The sequence below is a fragment of the Chloroflexus islandicus genome (assembly GCF_001650695.1).
Taxonomy (GTDB): domain Bacteria; phylum Chloroflexota; class Chloroflexia; order Chloroflexales; family Chloroflexaceae; genus Chloroflexus; species Chloroflexus islandicus.
The window spans coordinates 44,755-63,530 of sequence record NZ_LWQS01000114.1 but is presented as its reverse complement, the minus strand read 5'-3'; the positions used below and the strand labels follow the sequence as shown (position 1 = coordinate 63,530).

Here is an 18,776-nt window from a genome sequence, read left to right as displayed (position 1 = left end):
CTTGCTCTACAGTACCATAGCCGGTTGCGGTTTGCGATCAATCGTTAGTTGGATCGAGGCGATGCTTGCGTGCGGCTGAGGGTCATCGTATGGGTGCGGAAGTATCACTGCCGCATTGGCGACCGATCAAGCGCAAAGCGAGCCAAGGCGCAGAGGGGAAAAACGTAAAGGCGCGAAGATCGCAAAGGGCGCAAAGGGGTTTTTGTCGCCTCGCCTCCCCAGCGCAGCAGGTGGAAGAGGTGGGGGTAATTTATCCCGTGCGGAGGTGACGCACACTCATGTCATTGCGAGGGGGCGTAGCCCCCGAAGCAATCTCCTCCTTCAGCGGAAAGGGTACCTCTCCCGTGCTCGCGGGGGATTGCTTCGCTCCGCTGCGCTGCGCTCGCAATGACAACCGGAAAGCGGGTGCGGGGCGTGCCTGCTTGTCATTGCGAGGGAGTGGCGGCGACCCGCTGGCGGGGCGCCGTCCGACCGAAGCAATCTCCTCCTTCAGCGGAAAGAGTGCCTCTCCCTCTGCGTCCTCGGCGGTAAAATAACCATCCCCACCTCCCTACTCCCCACTCCCTATACCCTCCGCACACACCACCGCAATCGGCCCGCTCGGCATCTGGGTCAACACCACCACCAATGCCCGGCGGCCCTTCCCGCTCAGTTGGCGCGCCAGCGCATCGGTATCGAGCGGCGAACCGCGTTTCTTAACCGTCACCGGCCCGGCGTCGAGGTCGCGCAGTAATGCGCGCAGCCGTTTAAGTTGGAACGGAATCCACGCCACCACCGGCCATGCGCGGGCGAATGGCGTCGGGCGATAAGCCGGTGCGGTGAGGTAAGCGATATCATGCGCGAGTTGGGCCGCGCCGAGTTCGGCAGCCAAGGCGGCCACCAAGCCGGCCCGCATCACTGCTGGGTCAGGTTCGTAGAGGAAGGCCAGCGGCGCGCTCAACGGCGGCGGCGGTGCAGTAGCGTCTGCCATCGTCGCCGTTGCGCCATCGCTGCCCAGCACCGTCGCTCGCCGATTAGCCGTCGCCAACGGCCCGCACCAAAGCACCGCTTCCTTCAGTTCACCATCCAGCGAAACAAACTCAACCTCGGCATCAATGGGCAGGTAGGCCAGATCAATCCCCGGCGCCAGTTTCACCGCCAGCGCCGCGGTCTGTTGCCGCCAACCCAGCACGTGACTGAGCGGCGGCTGGAACGACTCGGGATCGAACACCCGCCGGTCGCCGGCGCGGCGGGCCGGATCGCAAAACAACGCCGGCGCCGGTGGCGGCGGTTCACGCAGCAGATCGCGTTCGAGGAACGTCACCCGTTCGCTCAACCCCAGCGCCGCCACGTTCGCCAGCGCCAGCGCCAGCCGCACCGGATCGCGATCAACGGCCACGACCTGCGCGCCGGCGGCGGCCAGCGCAATCGTGTCGCCGCCGATGCCGCAACCCAGATCAGCCACCAACCCGGCGCGCGCCAAGCGGATGGCGCGGTGGGCCGCCACCGGCGCCGCCGACGCCTGCTCAAGCGCCTCGCGGGTAAAGAGCATGCGATCGGCGTGGGGAAACTTCGCCGCTGCCTTGCGCCGCAACAGTGTCTGCTCAACCGCTGCTCGCGCCCGTTCGGCGGGCAGATGGCGGCGTAGCCGGTTTAGTTCGGCCAAGACATCGCTCTCCCGCAAGTTACGCCCGGCCAGCTCAGCTAAGAGCGCCGCCCCTTCGGCTGAACGCAGCCAGTTGATGAGGTCGAGATCCATAGCGTGATGGCGTTCATGCATGGCTTGCCCGCAACTTCTCGCGTTGCGCTGCGTAGTATATCCCAAACCTACGGTAAGCGCGGTACAATGAACAAGCGAGATCAAATGCTCTCTGGGAGGTTTTGTGATGCGCAGGATTAGCTGGCTCATCCTTGTTGCGTTTGTGTTGGCGGCTTGTACCACTCCAACCAGCCAATCGCCAACCGCTACCGTTGCCCCGCCGCCTACGGCAGCGCCGGCCACCAATACCCCGGCGCCAGCGCCGAGTGAGCCAACGCCGGTTACCGGCGGATTGACGCCGGAAGCGGTGGCGGCTGGCATCCAGCAGGCGCTCGATAGCTATGTCGAAGCGTACAACACCAACAACGTTGAACTGCTCCGGTCAGTCGTTGACCAGACCAACGCCCCCTTCCGGCGCTTGGTCGAAGAGCGCTTCAACACGTTTCAACAGTCGTCGTTCAGCGGTTCGCGGTTTGGCCGCATGCGTGTGCTCGAAGTCAAGCAACGCGAACACGGCTTCTGGCAGGCGGCGATTGATGATGGCGGCTACCGGCGCGACATTCTCTTCCGCCAGATGGAGGATGGGCGCTGGGTGATGAGCGAGCCGACCGAAGAGCAGCTCGGCGCGAAGATCAAGATTGACAACGAGTATTTCACGCTCAACACCTACGAATGGTCGGCGGAAGTGAATGAGGTGATCGAGGATATGGTGCTGCGGGCGCGCCAGCAGGTGATCGATACCCTTGGCCGCACGCCTGAAAACAAGTTCAACGTCTACTTGCGTCCCATCTTCGGGATCACGCCGCCGGTCAATCCCAACTCGTTGGCGTGGTATTCAGCCGGTTCGCGCCCGCGTAACGACCGGGTCGATATCTTTGCCCCCTTCTCGTACGCCTTCGGCTTCTACGATCCGCAGGCTGGTTGGGAGGAGGATTTGTACGGCACGATTGTGCATGAGCTGACCCACTGGGCCTATACCCGCGCCTTTGCCCAAGAGTACCGGATTACCGACTGGATGAGCGAAGGGTTGGCTGAGTATGTCTCGAACAATCCGCGTCGCAACGCGGTGAGCGCAGCAGTGCGCATGGGCCGGATCATCCCGCTAGTTGATCCGAACGGTGGCGTGCGCCCGCAAGATATGGATCACATGACCACGCTCGAAGTCGATCGGAGCCTTGCTTACGGGTTTGCCTACTCGTTGGTGGCCTATATCGTCGAAACGCAGGGCGGGCTTGATGGCTTCTGGCGTTTTGCCGCCGCGGTGCGCGATACGCCGGGCACCGGGATTGAGTTTTACGATAAGGCATTGCAGAAGGCGTTTGGCATGACCTACGCCGAATTCGATGCCGGCTGGCGGCAGTGGCTGCAAGAAAATTATTGACCTAGTAGAGACGGACGGCTGTCCGTCTCCGTGATGACAAACAAACCGCAACATCTCCCCCCAGCGGGGGAGGGGCAGCTTTCCTGTTGTCATTGCGAGGGAGGGGCGGCACCCAGCCGCGCTGGGAGCCGCCCGACCGAAGCAATCTCCTCGTAGCCCCCCTCCCAGCCTCCCCCCGCTGGGGGGAGGAGTCGGACGCCCCTCCCCCAGCGGGGGAGGGGTCGGGGGTGGGGGCAAGACCGATACCGCCGCGGGTGCGGATGAGCGTGGGCGCAAGCGCGTGGTATGTAGCAGCACCCCTCTCCCGCACCAGTGGGAGAGGGGCTGGGGGTGAGGGCTACTTCTCCCCCAGCGGGAGAGGGACAAGGGGTGAAGGCAACGCAGTGCATCCTTGCGCCATATCACCCGGCCCTAAAGGGCCGGGCTACGGTTACGAAGCCCGCTGCGCGGGCTGACTGCCGCAGCTCTGAACGGGTGTTGTCATGTCCTGTTATAGGGGGGCCTGTTGTCATTGCGAGGGCGCGTAGAGGCAGCGCGCCGCGCTGCCTGCGCGCCCGAAGCAATCTCCTCGTAGCCCCCCTCCCAGCCTCCCCCCGCTGGGGGAGGAGTCGGACGCCCCTCCCCCAGCGGGGGAGGTGTTGGGGGTGGGGGCAAGACCGATACCGCCGAGGACGCGGATGAGCGTGGGCGCAAGCGCGTGGTATGTAGCAGCACCCCTCTCCCGCGCCCGTGGGAGAGGGGGCGGGGGTGAGGGCTGTCTCTCCCCCAACGAGGTTGAGGGATCGAGGGTAGGGGCAACGCCAGCACACCAAATCGCCGTAGTGACGGACGTCTGTCCGTCTCCATCATTGAAAAAAGGAGCACTGTATGCCAGCGCCGCGCCTAATTCTGCCCGGATTGTACGAGCTGGCGTTGCCAATCCCGCTAGGATCGGTCAATGTCTTTTTCATGCTAACGGCTGGTGGTGTAACTCTGATCGATACCGGCTACCCCGATCGCGGCGCCGGGGTGCTGGCTGGGTTGGCTGCGCTGGGGCGCCGGCCAGAAGATGTGCAGCACATTATTGTCACCCATCATCACATCGATCACGCCGGCAATCTGGCCACGCTGCAAGAACGCACCGGCGCAGCGGTGTGGATGCATCCGCTCGATGCCGAGCAGGTCGGGCAAGGTCAGGCGCTGCGGCCAACCGCGCATAGCGCCGATGGTTGGTTTAACCGGCTGGCGTTTGGCGTGGGTAAGTTGCTGATGCCGGCGACGATCACGCCGGCTCGCGTTGATCGCATCGCCACCGATGGCGCGGTGATTCCGGTCGCTGGCGGTCTCGAAGTGATCCACATTCCCGGTCATAGCGCCGGCCAGATCGGGTTGCGCTGGCCGGCGCAGCAGGTGCTCTTCGCCGCCGATGCGGTGATGTATCGCGGCAAAGGCTTGCAGTCGCCGATCGTGCTCGAAGATGAAACGGCGGCGGCCCACAGTCTGGCCCGGCTCGATCGCTGCCAGTTTACGACCCTCTGCTTTGGTCATGGCCCGGCCCTGAGCGAGAATGCGGCAACCGTCTTTCATCGTTATGCGGCAGTGCAGGCAGGCTAACTGAGCGTTGCTGAGTTCGGCACACGCTTGCCTCACGCCTCATTTCACGGTACCATAGCGCCATACCGGCAACGCATGCCATCGCCGTACAAGGAGGTACGTTATGACTCGCACCATCCGCGCGCCGCGCGGTACGACCTTGACCTGCGCCAATTGGCAGATCGAGGCGGCATACCGCATGATCCAGAATAACCTCGACCCCGATGTGGCATTTGACCCTGATAACCTGATCGTTTATGGCGGGCGCGGGCGCGCGGCCCGCAATTGGGAATGCTTTGACGCCATCCTCGCTACGCTGCGCCGGCTCAAACCCGACGAGACGCTGCTCGTGCAGTCGGGCAAGCCGGTCGCCGTGTTCCGCACTCACCCCGATGCGCCGCGGGTGTTGCTAGCCAATTCCAATCTGGTGCCGGCATGGGCGACGCAGGCCAATTTCGATCGCTGGGAGACGGCGGGGTTGACGATGTACGGCCAGATGACGGCGGGGAGTTGGATCTATATCGGCACGCAGGGGATTTTGCAAGGCACCTACGAGACCTTTGGCGCGCTGGCGCGCTCGGCTGGCTGGGGGACGCTGCGTGGCAAGCTGGTGGTGACGGCTGGCTTGGGCGAGATGGGTGGCGCGCAACCGTTGGCGGTGACGCTGAATGAAGGCGTATTGATTGCTGTTGAGATCGACCGCTGGCGGGCTGAACGCCGGTTGCGTTTGCGCCAAGTTGACCGGCTGAGCGATGATCTCGAAGAGGCGATGACGTGGGCCGAAGAGGCCCGCGCTGCCGGTAAGCCGCTCTCGATTGCGTTGATCGGTAACGCCAGCGAGGTGTTGCCCGACATGCTCCGCCGGGGTGTCACCCCTGATGTGGCGACCGACCAGACCAGCGCCCACGATGTGCGTTATGGCTATATTCCCGCCGGCTTGTCGCTGGCCGAGGCTGCCGCGTTGCGCGAACGCGATCCTGCAGAATACGACCGCCGCGCTATGGCTTCGATGGCCGAGCACGTGCGCGTGTTGCTCGAATGGCAGCGGCGCGGTTGCATTGTGTTTGATTATGGCAACAATCTGCGCCAGCGCGCCTTTGATGCCGGCGTGAGCGATGCCTTTAGCTACCCCGGTTTCGTACCGGCCTACATTCGCCCGCTCTTCTGTGAAGGGAAGGGGCCGTTCCGTTGGGTAGCCCTCTCTGGCGACCCCGAAGATATCTATGTGACCGACCGCGCAATCAGTGAGTTGTTCCCCCACGACGAGCATCTTGGCCGCTGGTTGCGGTTGGCCCGCGACTACGTGGCCTTTCAGGGCCTACCCGCCCGAATCTGCTGGCTCGGCTATGGTGAGCGGGCCAAGGCCGGTTTGCTCCTCAACGATCTGGTTGCCAGCGGCGCCGTGAAAGCGCCGATTGTGATCGGGCGCGACCATCTCGATGCCGGCTCGGTGGCGAGTCCCAACCGCGAAACCGAAGGTATGCGCGACGGTTCCGATGCGATCGCCGATTGGCCGTTGCTCAACGCATTGATCAACGCGGTCGGCGGGGCGACGTGGGTCAGCATCCATCACGGTGGCGGGGTGGGGATTGGCTACAGCATCCATGCCGGGCAGGTAATTGTGGCCGACGGCACGCCCGAAGCGGCCCGCCGGATCGAGCGGGTGTTGACGACCGATCCCGGTATGGGGGTGGTGCGTCACGCCGACGCCGGCTACCCGGAAGCGATTGACTTTGCCCGCCGCCACGGCATCGACATGCCAATGCTCGCGCCATAGTCTGAGGAACATCATGGAACCCTGCGACCTGCTTATCCATTCCGCTGCGCAAGTGGTCACCTGCGCCGGCCCTCCCGGCCCGCGCCGGGGTGCGGCTATGCGCGAGCTTGGCATCATCAGCGACGGTGCAGTAGCAATCCGCGGCACAACGATTATCGCTGTGGGGCCGAGCGCCGAACTGCGCCGCCGGTTTCACCCGGCCCGTGAGATCAATGCCCGTGGCCGCGCCGTCTGCCCCGGTCTGGTCGATTGCCATACCCATATCGTCTATGCCGGCGATCGGGTAGCTGAGTTTGAACAACGCTGCGCCGGCGCGACCTACCAAGAGATCATGGCTGCCGGTGGCGGGATTCTGCGCACGATGCGCCTCACCCGCGCCGCCACGACCGCCGAGTTGGTTGAGGCGACGCTGCCCCGCCTGCAGCAGATGCTACGCCTCGGCACCACGACCGCCGAAGTCAAAACCGGCTATGGTCTCGCACGCGATGCTGAGTTGCGCCAGTTGGCGGCGATCGGGTTGCTGGCCGCTGCCCAACCGGTCGAACTCGTGCCGACCTTCTTGCCGGCCCACGCAGTGCCGCCGGAATTTGCCGGACGAGCCGATGCCTATATCGATCTCGTGATTGAAGAGATGTTGCCCCTCGCCCGCGACTGGTATCGCGTTTCATCGTTTGCCGCCCGCAGCATACCGCTCTTCGCCGATGTCTTCTGCGAGCGTGGCGCGTTCGATGTGGCCCAAAGCCGGCGGGTGTTGGCCGCGGCGCAGGCGTTGGGATTTTCACTCAAGGCGCACGTTGACGAGTTTGCCGAGTTGGGCGGGTTGGCGATGGCGCTCGAACTCGGTGCAACGTCAGTTGATCATCTTGACGTAACAAATCCGGTGATGTTCCCGGCGTTAGCCGTGAGCGCTACCGTCGCCGTCTTGTTGCCGTTGGTCTCGCTCAACCTCGGCCTGAGCCACTTTGCCGCTGCTCGCCAGATGATCGACGCCGGCGTCGCCGTGGCGCTCAGCACCGACGCCAACCCCGGTTCGGCGCCGTCGCTGTCGTTGCCATTGACGATGGCGATCGCCTGCCGCTACATGCGTATGCTCCCCGCCGAGGCATTGCTAGCGACGACAGTCAACGCTGCGCATGCGATCGGCTTGGGCGGGCGGGTTGGTGCAATCATGCCGGGCATGCAGGCCGATCTGCTGGTGCTGACCGAAGCGGATTATCGCTGGTTGATGTACGAATTGGGCGGATCGCCGGTTGAGCGGGTGATCAAGCGCGGGCAGGTCGTGGTCGGGGAGAGTGAGTAATGGTTTCTGCGTCATAACAGAGCGGGGCATACCCTAAATGTCATTGCGAGGGCGCGTCGCGCCCGCAGCAATCTCCTGCTTCAGCGGGAAGGATGCCGGAACGAACTGAATAAGACACCCCTCTCCCGCGCCAGCGGGAGAGGGGCCGGGGGTGAGGGAACATCGTTTTTTACCGCTGAGGGCGCGGAGGACGCAGGGGAATAGCCACAAAAAGACGCAAAAGCCACGACAATGATAGGTGTTGTTGCGCGTTCTCCTAGCGGGGAAGGGGGGATCTGTTGACCGCAGAGGGCGCTGAGGATGGTAACCATCTCAACTGCCTTTGCGCCCTCCGCGTCCGTTGCGCCTTTGCGTGTTCATCCTCTGCGGCTTTGCCTGCTCTGCGCCTTGAAGTTACCCCTCCCCCAGCGGGAGAGGGGTTGGGGGTGAGGGAACATCGTTTTTTACCGCTGAGGGTGCGGAGGACGCAGGGGAATAGCCACAAAAAGACGCAAAAGCCACGAAAATAACAGGTGTTGTTGCGCTTTTCCCGAAGAGGGAAGGGGCAAGTTGTTTACATGCGAGGGTGCGGAGATGATAACTATCCCAAAAGCCTTTGCGCCCTCCGCGTCCGTTGCGCCTTTGCGTGTTCATCCTCTGCGGCTTTGCCTCCTCTGCGCCTTGAAGTTGCCCCTCCCCCAGCGGGGGAGGGGTTGGGGTGGGGGCAACCGAGGGGCTGGGGGTGCGGGTTGCCCCTCCCCCAGCGGGAGAGGGGCCGGGGGTGAGGGAACATCGTTTTTTACCGCTGAGCGCGCGGAGGACGCAGGGGAATAGCCACAAAAAGACGCAAAAGCCACGACAATGATAGGTGTTGTTGCGCGTTCCTCCAGAGGGGAAAAGGGTAAGTTGTGTACCGCCGAGGGCGCGGAAGATGATAACTATCCCAAAAGCCTTTGCGCCCTCCGCGTCCGTTGCGCCTTTGCGTGTTCATCCTCTGCGGCTTTGCCTGCTCTGCGCCTTGAAGTTACCCCTCCCCCAGCGGGAGAGGGGTTGGGGTGGGGGCAATGCGATGTCTCACGCGGGTCGCCGGCCCGCGTTCCCAAGTGTGTGCATGAACGACCGAGGTGTTATGAACGACATTCTTCTCGACGGCGCCAGTCTGACGATCGAACAGGTATTGGCAGTTGCTTATGGCCAACCCGGCGCGCCGGCGGTGCGCTTGGCGCCGTCCGCCCGTGAGCGGGTGGAACGGGCGGCGCAGGCGGTGCAAGACCTGCTGGCGCGTGGGGTGGTAGCGTATGGCATTACCACCGGCTTCGGCGCGTTTAAGGATCGGGTGATTGCGCCTGAGCAGGTTGAGCAGTTGCAGTACAACATTCTGGTGAGCCACGCAGTGGGGGTGGGACCGATCTTCGATATTCCCACTACCCGCGCCATTATGCTGATCCGGGCTAACACGCTTGCCCGCGGCCATTCGGGTGTCCGCCTTGCAACGCTCGAACGGTTGATCGATCTGCTTAACGCCGGGGTGCATCCGCGCATCCCCAGCAAAGGCTCGCTCGGCGCGAGTGGCGATTTAGCGCCGTTGGCCCACATGGCGCTGCCACTGATCGGGTTGGGCGAGGTTGAATGGCAGGGTGCGGTGATGCCAGCCGCCGCTGCGCTCGAACGGCTCGGTTGGCAGCCGCTCACGCTGGCGGCCAAAGAGGGCTTGGCCTTGACGAACGGCACCGCAGTGATGTGCGCGCTCGGCGTGCTCGAAACCGCGCGCGCTGAGTTGCTCAACGCCACTGCTGATATTGCTGGCTGTCTCAGCCTTGAAGCGCTCTACGGCACGCCGGCGGCTTTTGATGAGCGTCTGCATGCGTTGCGTCCATTCCCCCGCCAGATCGAGTGCGCGGCGCATCTGCGCCAGTTGCTGGCCAGCAGCGAATTTGTCCGCAATAACGACCCGCGCCACGTGCAAGACGCCTACACCTTGCGCTGCATTCCGCAGGTGCATGGCGCGGTGCGCGACGCGATCGCTTATGCGCGGTGGGTGTTTGAGATTGAATTGAATGCTGTCACCGATAACCCGCTGCTCTTTGTGGACGATGATGGGACGGTTGAGGTCATCTCTGGCGGCAATTTTCACGGCGAGCCGCTCGCGATTGCGCTCGATTATTTGGGGTTGGCAGTGGCCGAGTTAGGCAATATCGCCGAGCGGCGGCTGATGCGGCTGACCGACGAAGCCTCGAATACGCACGTTTTGCCGGCCTTTCTTACCCGCGCTGGCGGCCTCAATTCCGGCTTTATGATTGTGCAGTATACGGCGGCGGCGCTGGCGACCGAAAATAAAGTACTGGCCCATCCGGCCAGCGTTGATAGCATTCCCACCTCGGCCAACGTCGAAGATCACGTCAGCATGGGCCTGACCGCCGGCCTCAAACTGCGCACGATTCTCGATAATGTCAGCCAGATTTTGGCGCTTGAGCTGTTTGCCGCAGCGCAGGGCATCGACTTTCGCCGCCAAGAACTAGGGGCGCAAGCCCGGCTGGGGCGCGGCACCGGCCCCGTCTACGAGCTGATCCGCCGCCATGTGCCGTTTGTGGCCGCGGATACGCTGCTGCATCCCTACATCACCGCCATCAGCGAACTGGTCGCGCAGGGCCGGATCGTGGCCGCTGCGCAGCAGGGCGGGTGAGCAAATAAAGAATAGCAACTCGTAGGGAGATGATGTATGGAGTGCGGCAGTTCAACTGCCGCATTCCTCCCTCTGAGCCTTTTGGAACAGATTCAACGACATTGATCGCGCTCCTGCGCCACACGGGGTTCTTCTTTCAGAAGGGCGGGCAGAACATTTGATTGATGACAACGGTTGATCGCTGTGCGAAGCCTCAAAGCCCGGTGCTGCGCACGCCATCACCCCTCCCCCAGCGGGGGAGGGGCAAGGGGTGGGGGCATCAGCCCGCGCAGCGGGCTTTGTAAGCCTAGCCCGGCCCTTCAGGGCCGGGTTCCGGGCGGCAGTTCAACTGCCGCATTCCTCCCTCTGAGCCTTTTGGAACAGATTCAACGACATTGATCGCGCTCCTGCGCCACACGGGGTTCTTCTTTCAGAAGGGCGGGCAGAACATTTGATTGATGACAACGGTTGATCGCTGTGCGAAGCCTCAAAGCCCGGTGCTGCGCACGCCATCACCCCTCCCCCAGCGGGGGAGGGGCAAGGGGTGGGGGCATCAGCCCGCGCAGCGGGCTTTGTAAGCCTAGCCCGGCCCTTCAGGGCCGGGTTCCGGGCGGCAGTTCAACTGCCGCATTCCCTCCCTCTGAGCCTTTTGGAACAGATTCAACGCCATTGACCGCGCTCCTGCGCCACACAGGCGACTCTTCTTTTAGAAGGGCGGACAAAACATTTGATTGATGACAATGGTTGATCGCTGTGCGATGCCTCAAAGGCCAGTTCTGCGCGCCCCTCTCCCACGCCAGTGGGAGAGGGGCTGGGGGTGAGGGCATCAGCCCGCACAGCGGGCTTCGTAAGCCTAGCCCGGCCCTTCAGGGCCGGGTTCTAGACAGATGTGCTGTCTGCCCTTGAACGCCGCGCAGTGGGAGAGGGGCAAGGGGTGAGGGCATCAGCCCGCGCAGCGGGGCGGGTAAGCCTAGCCCGGCCCTTCAGGGCCGGGTTCTAGACAGATGTGCTGTCTGCCCTTGAACGCCGCGCAGTGGGAGAGGGGCCGGGGGGTGAGGGCCAGCAGCTCGCGCAGCGGGCTTCGTAAGCCTAGCCCGGCCCTGAAAGTCCGGGTTCCGGACAGATGCTCTTTCCAACCTTGAAGCGTATAGGGAGAGGGTGCTGGGGGTGAGTGTCAATCACCTATACCACCAACCGGCCCCCATCCACAATCACCCGATCATCGGCGCGCAGGCTAGCGGCGGTGGTAGCGAAGTCAATCGCGAGCGACGAGACATTCACCCCGCCGAGATACCGGTTTTCACCCAACGAGACGCTGATCGCCCCCTGAATGTGCCGGTCAACCAGCGGCCAGCCAATCGGTTGGCGCAGGTGTGGGTTGAGGCCAATCCCGATCGCGCCGATCCGGCCCGATTCACCGCTGTGTTGGGCAAAGAGCGCGGCAAGCTGTTCGCCGCCACTGGCTGCTTCGATACGGGTAAGGCGGCCATTGTGGAATTGGAGATGGGCGGCACGCGCTGGGCCGGCCACCGGCAGGAAGAGATCACCCTCGGCACTCTCCTCAACGATCGTGGTGTAGAGCAAGCCAGCCGGCACGTTGCTCACAATCGCTCCTGCGGTTCCGCCGGTCGTTTCCAGCCGGCCCGCATCGCGCAGCCATGGCCGCTCGCCATGCTGCACGCGCAGTTCGTAATCCGGCCCGCTGGTGATAGTGATGGTCTTGGCCGTCGCCAGCGCGCTCTGCACCCGCTCGCTGTCCGCAACCAACACTGCTGGATCAACCAGCAGCGCCGGCATCATGCGCAATTCCAAGTCTTCGTGGCTGATGCCGAGCTGGGCCGCTTTGCCGATGGTTGGAATGGCGGCGATCACCTGCGGGATGCGGCGTTCGCGCCGGATCACTTCGAGCTGGTTGTACGTAGTCGTAAACGCGCGCAACGCTGCTTCCGGTGCGCGGCGCAGATCGGGTTGCGCGCCGATTAGGGCCAGCGAACGATCCACCTGCTGGAGCCACTCCACCCGCCGCTGGTCGCGGCCAGCGAGGATGTCGGGCGGTGTTGTCGCCAGCAACCGTTCGACATGCTGCGCCGGCAGAATAGCCACCAGCGGCTCAGCGCCGATGCTTTCCAACGCCAGCAAGACGGCGTGCAGCAGGCGTTGATTGCCCGCCTCATCGCGCACCTCGACCAATTCGCCGCGCTGCGCGCCGAGCGCATCAACTAGCCGCGCTGCCAGTTGATCCCACAAACTCTCGGCCATGGCTGATCTCCTTACATCAACGGAATGTACTGGTAATTCGCTGGCACAAAGAAGCTGCCTTCGGTCACGCCTTGCGGCGCGCTCTGCCGCCAGCGCCGGCCCAATTCAGCAGCGTCGATCTGCTGGTTAAGATAGGCGCGGAACGCTTCGGTGACGTTGGTGATCTGCGCTGCCGACTCATGCACGAATTCGAGCCGGTAGTGGGCAATGCCGGCGGCGCGCCAGCGATCGAGGTATTTGCTCGCCTCTTGCGCTTCAGCGCCGAACACGGTATTGCGGCAGCCGACGTCGGCGATCACCGGGTGGGCGCGGCCATGCGAGTCGCGCAACGCCACCCGGTGCCGTTCGCACGGGCGGCCACAATCTTTGTAGCTGGTGCCGTTCGACAAGAAGCGGCAGAAGACGCAGTGTTCAGTGTGGAAGACGGGCAGGTGGTGGTAGGCAATCGCTTCCAACCGGCTGCCGCCGATCCGCTCAGCCAGATGCGCGATCTGGTCGGCGTTGAGATCGTGCGTCAGGGTGAGCCGTTGCAAGCCTAGTCCTAACAGCAAATCGGCGGTGAGAATGTTGGCAGCGTTGAGGCTGAAATCGCCGGTCAACTCCACCGCCGGATCGTCGCGCAACATTTCGAGCAGGCCGGTCGAGCGCACCAAGAGCGGCGCGTCGAGTTTGCGTAAGAAGCGCACCACCCGCTCGTCTTCCGGCTTGAGCACGCGCGGCGCGGCGATGCGAACGGCGATGCCGGCGGCGCGCACTTGCGCCAGCGCCGGCTTTAGCCCTTCCAGATCGAGGTAGTCGAGCGTAATGCTGTCTGGCTGTAGCGCAATCGCCGCTGCGAGCTGGTCAGGCGAGCGGATAAGCAGATGGAGCTGGGTGGTGTCCGGCGGCGCTGCCGGCGCCACGGCGGCCAGCATCTCGTCGAGCGCGCGCACCGGGTCGTGGATGGTGATGGCCGGCGGTTGGCCTTGCAGTTCGGCGAAGGCGGCGACCGCTTGCCGGCGTAACTGGTTGAGCAGCGAAACCGGCACGAATGGGTTGCCCTCGATCACGGCAGCCAGTTCGGCTAACTGGTAGGCCGTGTCACCCAAGCGGCTCAACTGGTCGCGCAGCGTCGCTTCATCGAGCGGGCGGTTTTGGGCTGTCGTCAGCGGTTCGGAACTCTGCACCGTAACAGTGAGGTCTGGCCGGTCAACCAGCGTCCAGCGCAGTTTGAGCGGCGCGCCGGCGCGGGCGATAGCTTCCACCCGCACCGGCTGGCGGCGCACCGGCGCGGCTGGTTGCACGAATGGCCGCGCTACCCGTTCGGTCTGCGGATCGCTGGTGCGCCAGAGCAGATCGCCGGCCCGGATGCGGCGCGGGTTGATCGCGCCCTTGGCAAAGGTCAGCGCCAGCAGGCCATCGCCTACCGGGGTGACGGTAAAGATGCGCCCTCCCTCTTCTGGCTCTTCTGGACTGCGCCAATCGGCGGCATCAAACACCACCCCATCGCCGGGCTTGAGCGGCGCCGCCTCGCGGCCCGGTTCCGGCGCGATGAGAATGGCGTCGGACCTCACCCGCACCACCCGGCCCATCAACAAGCCGCGATGGCGCGGCGCGCGGCCCTCTACGACCGCCTGATGGTTGGTGCCGCGCAAGAAGTGCGGCCCTAACCCACGTGAATAGACCTGTTCGAGGTGCAACCGGTCGGTGCTGGTCAGATCGGGCGGCAGACCGGCCCACGCCGCGTCGAGCGCGCGGCGGTAGGCGTTGGTGGTAATCGCCACATATTCGGCGTCTTTGTAACGGCCCTCAATCTTAAGCGCGCTCACGCCGAGGCGCGCAATCGTCGCCATCTCATCAATCGCCGCCAAATCGCCGGGCGAGAGCAAGTAACGGGCTGCGCCGAGCGGACGATGCTGGCCGTCAACGATCAGATCGTACGGCAGCCGGCAGGCTTGGGCACACTGGCCGCGGTTGGCGCTGCGCCCGCCCCACGCCTCTGACGAGAAGCACTGGCCGGAATATGAGACACAGAGCGCGCCGTGGACAAAGATTTCCAGCTCGATCGGGCTGCGGGCGCGAATCGCCGCGACTTCGGCCAGTGAGAGCTCGCGAGCCAAAACCACCCGCGACACGCCGTAGCGAGCGGCCAAAGCTACCCCCTCGGCACTGGTAATGCTCATCTGCGTACTGCCGTGGATCGGCAGATCGGGCGCGATCCGGCGCGCCAGCGCTGCAATGCCTACATCTTGCACGATAATCGCATCGGCTCCGGCAGCGGCAATCTCGGCCAGTGCCGTCGCCGCCGCGCGCAACTCGTGGTCAAACACGAGCGTGTTAAAGGTGACATACCCCTTCACCCCCCGCCGGTGCAACGTCTTCATCACCTCTGGCAGTTCATCAAGCGTAAAACCTACCTTAGCGCGGGCAGTGAAATGGGTCAACCCAAAATAGACCGCGTCGGCGCCGGCTTCAATCGCGGCATGCAATTGCGGCCAGTAGCCAGCGGGACTCATAATCTCAGGCTTGCGCATGGCTCATTGTTCCATAGGATGATCGCGTTGCCATCATCCACGATGTACTTTAAAAATCGACAAATACAAATTCGCCGCGTAGCCGCAACTGGTGCAGCGATTGCCATCTAGCCCCACCTTCCGGCTCACCCCGTTCTGCCGGCTAATCAGGGTCGCTTGGCACGCTGGGCAACGGGTGGGTTGGTTGGGCTCCGGCCCATAGATAAACTGCAAACCGCTCTCGTGCCCGATCCGGCGCGCGCGCATAGTCGCCGCGGCGGTCTCACTACCGGCATCACCCGGCAAGACGTGCCATGGCGTGCCTTCGCCGAGGGTTGTCTTGATCCAACTGACCATCTCGCGCAGCTCGTCAGGATGATCATTGACGCCGTGGTGGATGCGGGTTGTCACCTCGATATGGCACTGCCAGCGTTGTTGCGCCTCTTCGGCGAAGCGCAAAATCTGCCGCCAGTTGCTGATCCCGCCTAGCCGTTGGTAGGCATTATCCGAAAAGCCGCGCAGATCAAGACTGACACCGTGCAGATACGGCCCTAATTCGCTCAGCGCCTCGCTGCTCAGCATACCGCTCGTGACAATAGCGGTATAGCGGCTGGCGGCGCGGCTCAGTTGCAGTAAGGCCAGCAGGTATTCAAAGTTAACCGCCGGCTCGCCAAACGCCCACACTACGCCACGGCAGAGCCGTTCGAGCGCGAAGTCGGCAGCGCGCTGTGGGTCAAGCCGTCGTTGTTTGGCTGGGTCAGAGGGCAACGCGCCGTATTGGCCGCGTTGTTGATCAACCGGCAACGCATAGCCCCAGCCACCGATGGCCAACGCAGTGGTATCGGGAAAGAAGTGCCAGAGCCGGTGATCTTCGATTGGGCCGATAGCGGCGCCGCTGATCATACCGTGATTCAGCAGCTCGATCCCATCGGCGCTTCCGACGCGCATCTGGCAGCGCCCAACCTCTCCCGGCGCGAGTGTGCAACGCCATTGGCAGGCTAGACACTGAAAACTTCCCTCGCCAAGCGGCTGTACTAAGGTGGCCAGCGATGACATAATCTCAGCTTTCCTCTATCTTCAATCTAAGGTGCGCAAGTGCCAAACGAGCGCTTATGCTCGCTCCTCACCCCAGCGGGGTTGAGAGGTAGGCAGAACCTCTGATCGAGTGCAACCGTTGAGCGCTGTGCAATGCCCCAACGCCCAGCGCTGCACCCCACTCTCTCGCCAGTTGAGGAACGGACAGAGCACGTGTTCGACCACACCCATTGATCGCTGTGTGATGCCTCAAATCCCGGCTCTCCGCTCCCCTCTCCCGCCGTTAGGTGAGAGAGGGGCTGGGGGTGAGGGCCAGCAGCCCGCGCAGCGGGCTTCGTAACCCTAGCCCGGCCCTTGAGGGCCGGGTACCGGACAGATGTTCTGTCCGCCCCTGAACCCGCCCCAGTGGGAGCGGGGCTGGGGGTGAGGGCGAACCGGCGCCTCATCATCGCTCCTCAAGACCTTCCCCGCGTTGCGTTGGTTGCGGCGCTTCATGCTATTACCTATTGGTATGGGCTGGCAATTTGCCCCGCGTTCGAGTATAATGCCAGCGATTGCGGAGGGAAACCTTCCCTCCGCGCGCCATTCTCGCCTTGCGCTCTACCCTGTAGTGTAGCATAGAGCGTGCAAAACGGTGCTATGAGCGATAGTCATTCGTCACCCGATCCATTGGCTCCTTCCCTTGAGGCTGAGCCGGTGCGCCATCCGCGTGCGCCGTTGCGCTATGTGGTGCGCGAATTGCTCGAGACGGCGATCTTTATTCTGTTGGTCTTTCTGATCGTGCGCGGCGTGGTGCAAAATTTTAAGATCGAAGGCTCAAGTATGGAGCCGACGCTCCATACGGGTCAGTATATTCTGGTCAATAAACTGATCTATTTTCATTTTGACCTGAATGCGCCGCTGCGCCTGCTTCCCGGCCAAGCTGATTTGCCGCCGCGGGTGGTCTATCCCTTCCGCCCGCCGCAACGCGGTGACATTGTGGTCTTTGAGTATCCGCGTGATGTGCGGAAAGATTATATCAAGCGCGTGATCGGTTTGCCCGGCGATGTGCTCGAATTCCGCGAGGGCCGGGTCTATGTCAATGGCGAGCTGCTCGACGAGCCGTACTTGCGCGGCGCGTTTACCTATTGTCTTGGCGGGTATCCCTGCGCGCAGGGGCCGATCACCGTGCCGCCCGGTTCGATCTTTGTGATGGGAGACAATCGCGGCAATAGCTCCGATTCGCGAGAATGGGATGCGCTGCCGCTCGATCGCGTGGTCGGGCAGGCGTGGTTGATCTATTTTCCCTTCAGCGATTGGGGCTTGGTGCCGCACCATCGCTACGATACTGTTACCGCTGCTACGCCGTAAGCATTGTTTGTTGCTATGCGCATTGCCGTTAACGCTCATCTCCTTGCTCATACCCGTTCGTTTCGCCGGGCCGGCGTTTCGCACTATATCGAGCAAGTGTTGCTCCATTTGGCGCAGATCGATCGCGCCAATCACTATACCGTGTATACCACCCGCGGTCTTGATCAGGCGGCGCTGGGGTTGCCAGCCAATTTTGTCGTGAAGCCGTCCCGGTTGCCGACGATCAATCCACGGGTGCGGATTCCGTGGGAACAGGGGATTGCGCCGCTGATTTTGCGCGGCACAGCCGATCTCTACCACGGTTGCCTCAATGTGGCCCCCTTGCTCAGTCCGGTGCCGACGGTGATCACGATCCACGATCTGGCTTTTATCCGCTTCCCGCAGACGTTTCGCGCCTATAACCGCATTTACCTCGATCTGGCGACCCGGCTGAGCGCTCGCCGCGCTAGCCGGATTTTGGCGGTTTCCGAACATACCAAGCGCGAGGTGGTTGGGTTGCTCGGCATTCCGTCCGAGCGGGTGATCGTGACGCCGAACGCTGCCCGCAGCCACTTCCACCCGCCGGCGCCGGCGGCCATCGAACAATTGCGCGCCCGCCATGGCTTGCCTGAGCGGTTTGTGCTCTATGTCGGCACGCTGGAGCCGCGCAAGAATCTGACCACGCTGCTCGAGGCGTTCGCGTTGGTGAGCCAGAGCGTGCCTGATGTGCCGTTGCTAATCGGCGGCGGCAAGGGTTGGATGTACGAGCCGATCTTCGCCCGGCTGGAACAGTTGAATCTGCGTGATCGGGTGAAGTTTGCCGGCTATATTCCCGAAGAGGAGTTACCGCTCTGGTATGCGGCAGCTACCGTCTTCGTCTTTCCGTCGATCTATGAGGGGTTTGGCATGCCGCCGCTTGAGGCGATGGCCTGCGGCACGCCGGTGATTACTTCCAATACGTCGAGCCTGCCCGAAGTGGTCGGTGATGCCGGGTTGATGGTCGCGCCTACCGACCCGATCGCGCTAGCCGAGGCGATCCGGCGCGTGTTGGTTGATGCCGATCTCCGTGCCGAATTGCGCCAACGGGGTTTGGCCCGCGCCCGCCGCTTTTCATGGGCGGATACCGCCGCCAAGACGCTGGCGGCTTATCGCGAGGCTGTGGCGGTATAGGGATGGCGCCGTAAGGTTTGCGTTGACACACCCCCGCGCTGGGGTATAATGATTCGGGACGCGCATCGCTGGTGCGCGCCGG

11 protein-coding genes are annotated in these 18,776 nt (G+C 63.3%); 7 read left to right on the top strand and 4 right to left on the bottom strand.

Annotation, left to right across the window (positions count from 1 at the left end):
- Positions 1 to 550 precede the first annotated feature (550 nt).
- On the bottom strand, positions 551 to 1,738 hold the full coding sequence (locus tag A6A03_RS19040; protein WP_066791416.1) for a THUMP-like domain-containing protein: 1,188 nt from the start codon (positions 1,736 to 1,738) through the stop codon (positions 551 to 553).
- A 127-nt stretch (positions 1,739 to 1,865) separates the two neighbouring features.
- On the opposite strand from A6A03_RS19040, the gene A6A03_RS19035 reads away from it, so the two are divergent.
- The 5 genes from A6A03_RS19035 to hutH all read left to right on the top strand — a co-directional run bounded on the left by A6A03_RS19035 (position 1,866) and on the right by hutH (position 10,430).
- Positions 1,866 to 3,119, top strand: coding sequence for a hypothetical protein (locus A6A03_RS19035; RefSeq protein WP_066791414.1), 1,254 nt, complete (start codon positions 1,866 to 1,868; stop codon positions 3,117 to 3,119).
- 867 nt (positions 3,120 to 3,986) lie between these two features.
- Positions 3,987 to 4,712 carry an MBL fold metallo-hydrolase gene (locus A6A03_RS19030; protein WP_066791413.1) on the top strand — a complete coding sequence of 242 codons (726 nt, stop codon included), beginning with the start codon at positions 3,987 to 3,989 and terminating at the stop codon, positions 4,710 to 4,712.
- A 103-nt stretch (positions 4,713 to 4,815) separates the two neighbouring features.
- Positions 4,816 to 6,468, top strand: coding sequence for a urocanate hydratase (gene hutU / locus A6A03_RS19025; RefSeq protein ID WP_066791412.1), 1,653 nt, complete (start codon positions 4,816 to 4,818; stop codon positions 6,466 to 6,468).
- Positions 6,469 to 6,481: 13 nt separating this feature from the next.
- Positions 6,482 to 7,768: an imidazolonepropionase gene (hutI, locus tag A6A03_RS19020; RefSeq protein ID WP_172812340.1), complete on the top strand. Its 1,287-nt coding sequence runs from the start codon at positions 6,482 to 6,484 to the stop codon at positions 7,766 to 7,768.
- 1,108 nt (positions 7,769 to 8,876) lie between these two features.
- Positions 8,877 to 10,430 carry a histidine ammonia-lyase gene (hutH, locus tag A6A03_RS19015; protein WP_066791411.1) on the top strand — a complete coding sequence of 518 codons (1,554 nt, stop codon included), beginning with the start codon at positions 8,877 to 8,879 and terminating at the stop codon, positions 10,428 to 10,430.
- A gap of 1,161 nt (positions 10,431 to 11,591) precedes the next feature.
- Here hutH and A6A03_RS19010 read toward each other — a convergent pair.
- From A6A03_RS19010 to A6A03_RS19000, 3 genes are read right to left on the bottom strand one after another with little or no spacing between them, the layout of a single operon-like run.
- Positions 11,592 to 12,668 carry a 2,5-dihydroxypyridine 5,6-dioxygenase NicX family protein gene (locus A6A03_RS19010; RefSeq protein ID WP_066791410.1) on the bottom strand — a complete coding sequence of 359 codons (1,077 nt, stop codon included), beginning with the start codon at positions 12,666 to 12,668 and terminating at the stop codon, positions 11,592 to 11,594.
- 11 nt (positions 12,669 to 12,679) lie between these two features.
- The gene (locus A6A03_RS19005; protein WP_066791408.1) at positions 12,680 to 15,181 is read right to left on the bottom strand and encodes a U32 family peptidase; all 2,502 of its coding nucleotides are present in this window, start codon (positions 15,179 to 15,181) and stop codon (positions 12,680 to 12,682) included.
- Between the two features lie 33 nt (positions 15,182 to 15,214).
- Complete coding sequence (locus tag A6A03_RS19000; RefSeq protein WP_066791406.1) at positions 15,215 to 16,216, bottom strand: radical SAM protein; 1,002 nt, start codon at positions 16,214 to 16,216, stop codon at positions 15,215 to 15,217.
- A 618-nt stretch (positions 16,217 to 16,834) separates the two neighbouring features.
- On the opposite strand from A6A03_RS19000, the gene lepB reads away from it, so the two are divergent.
- On the top strand, positions 16,835 to 17,545 hold the full coding sequence (lepB, locus tag A6A03_RS18995; RefSeq protein WP_066791404.1) for a signal peptidase I: 711 nt from the start codon (positions 16,835 to 16,837) through the stop codon (positions 17,543 to 17,545).
- 15 nt (positions 17,546 to 17,560) lie between these two features.
- Entirely contained in the window at positions 17,561 to 18,694 is a 1,134-nt protein-coding gene (locus A6A03_RS18990) for a glycosyltransferase family 4 protein (RefSeq protein ID WP_066791401.1), read from the top strand.
- Positions 18,695 to 18,776: the final 82 nt, after the last annotated feature.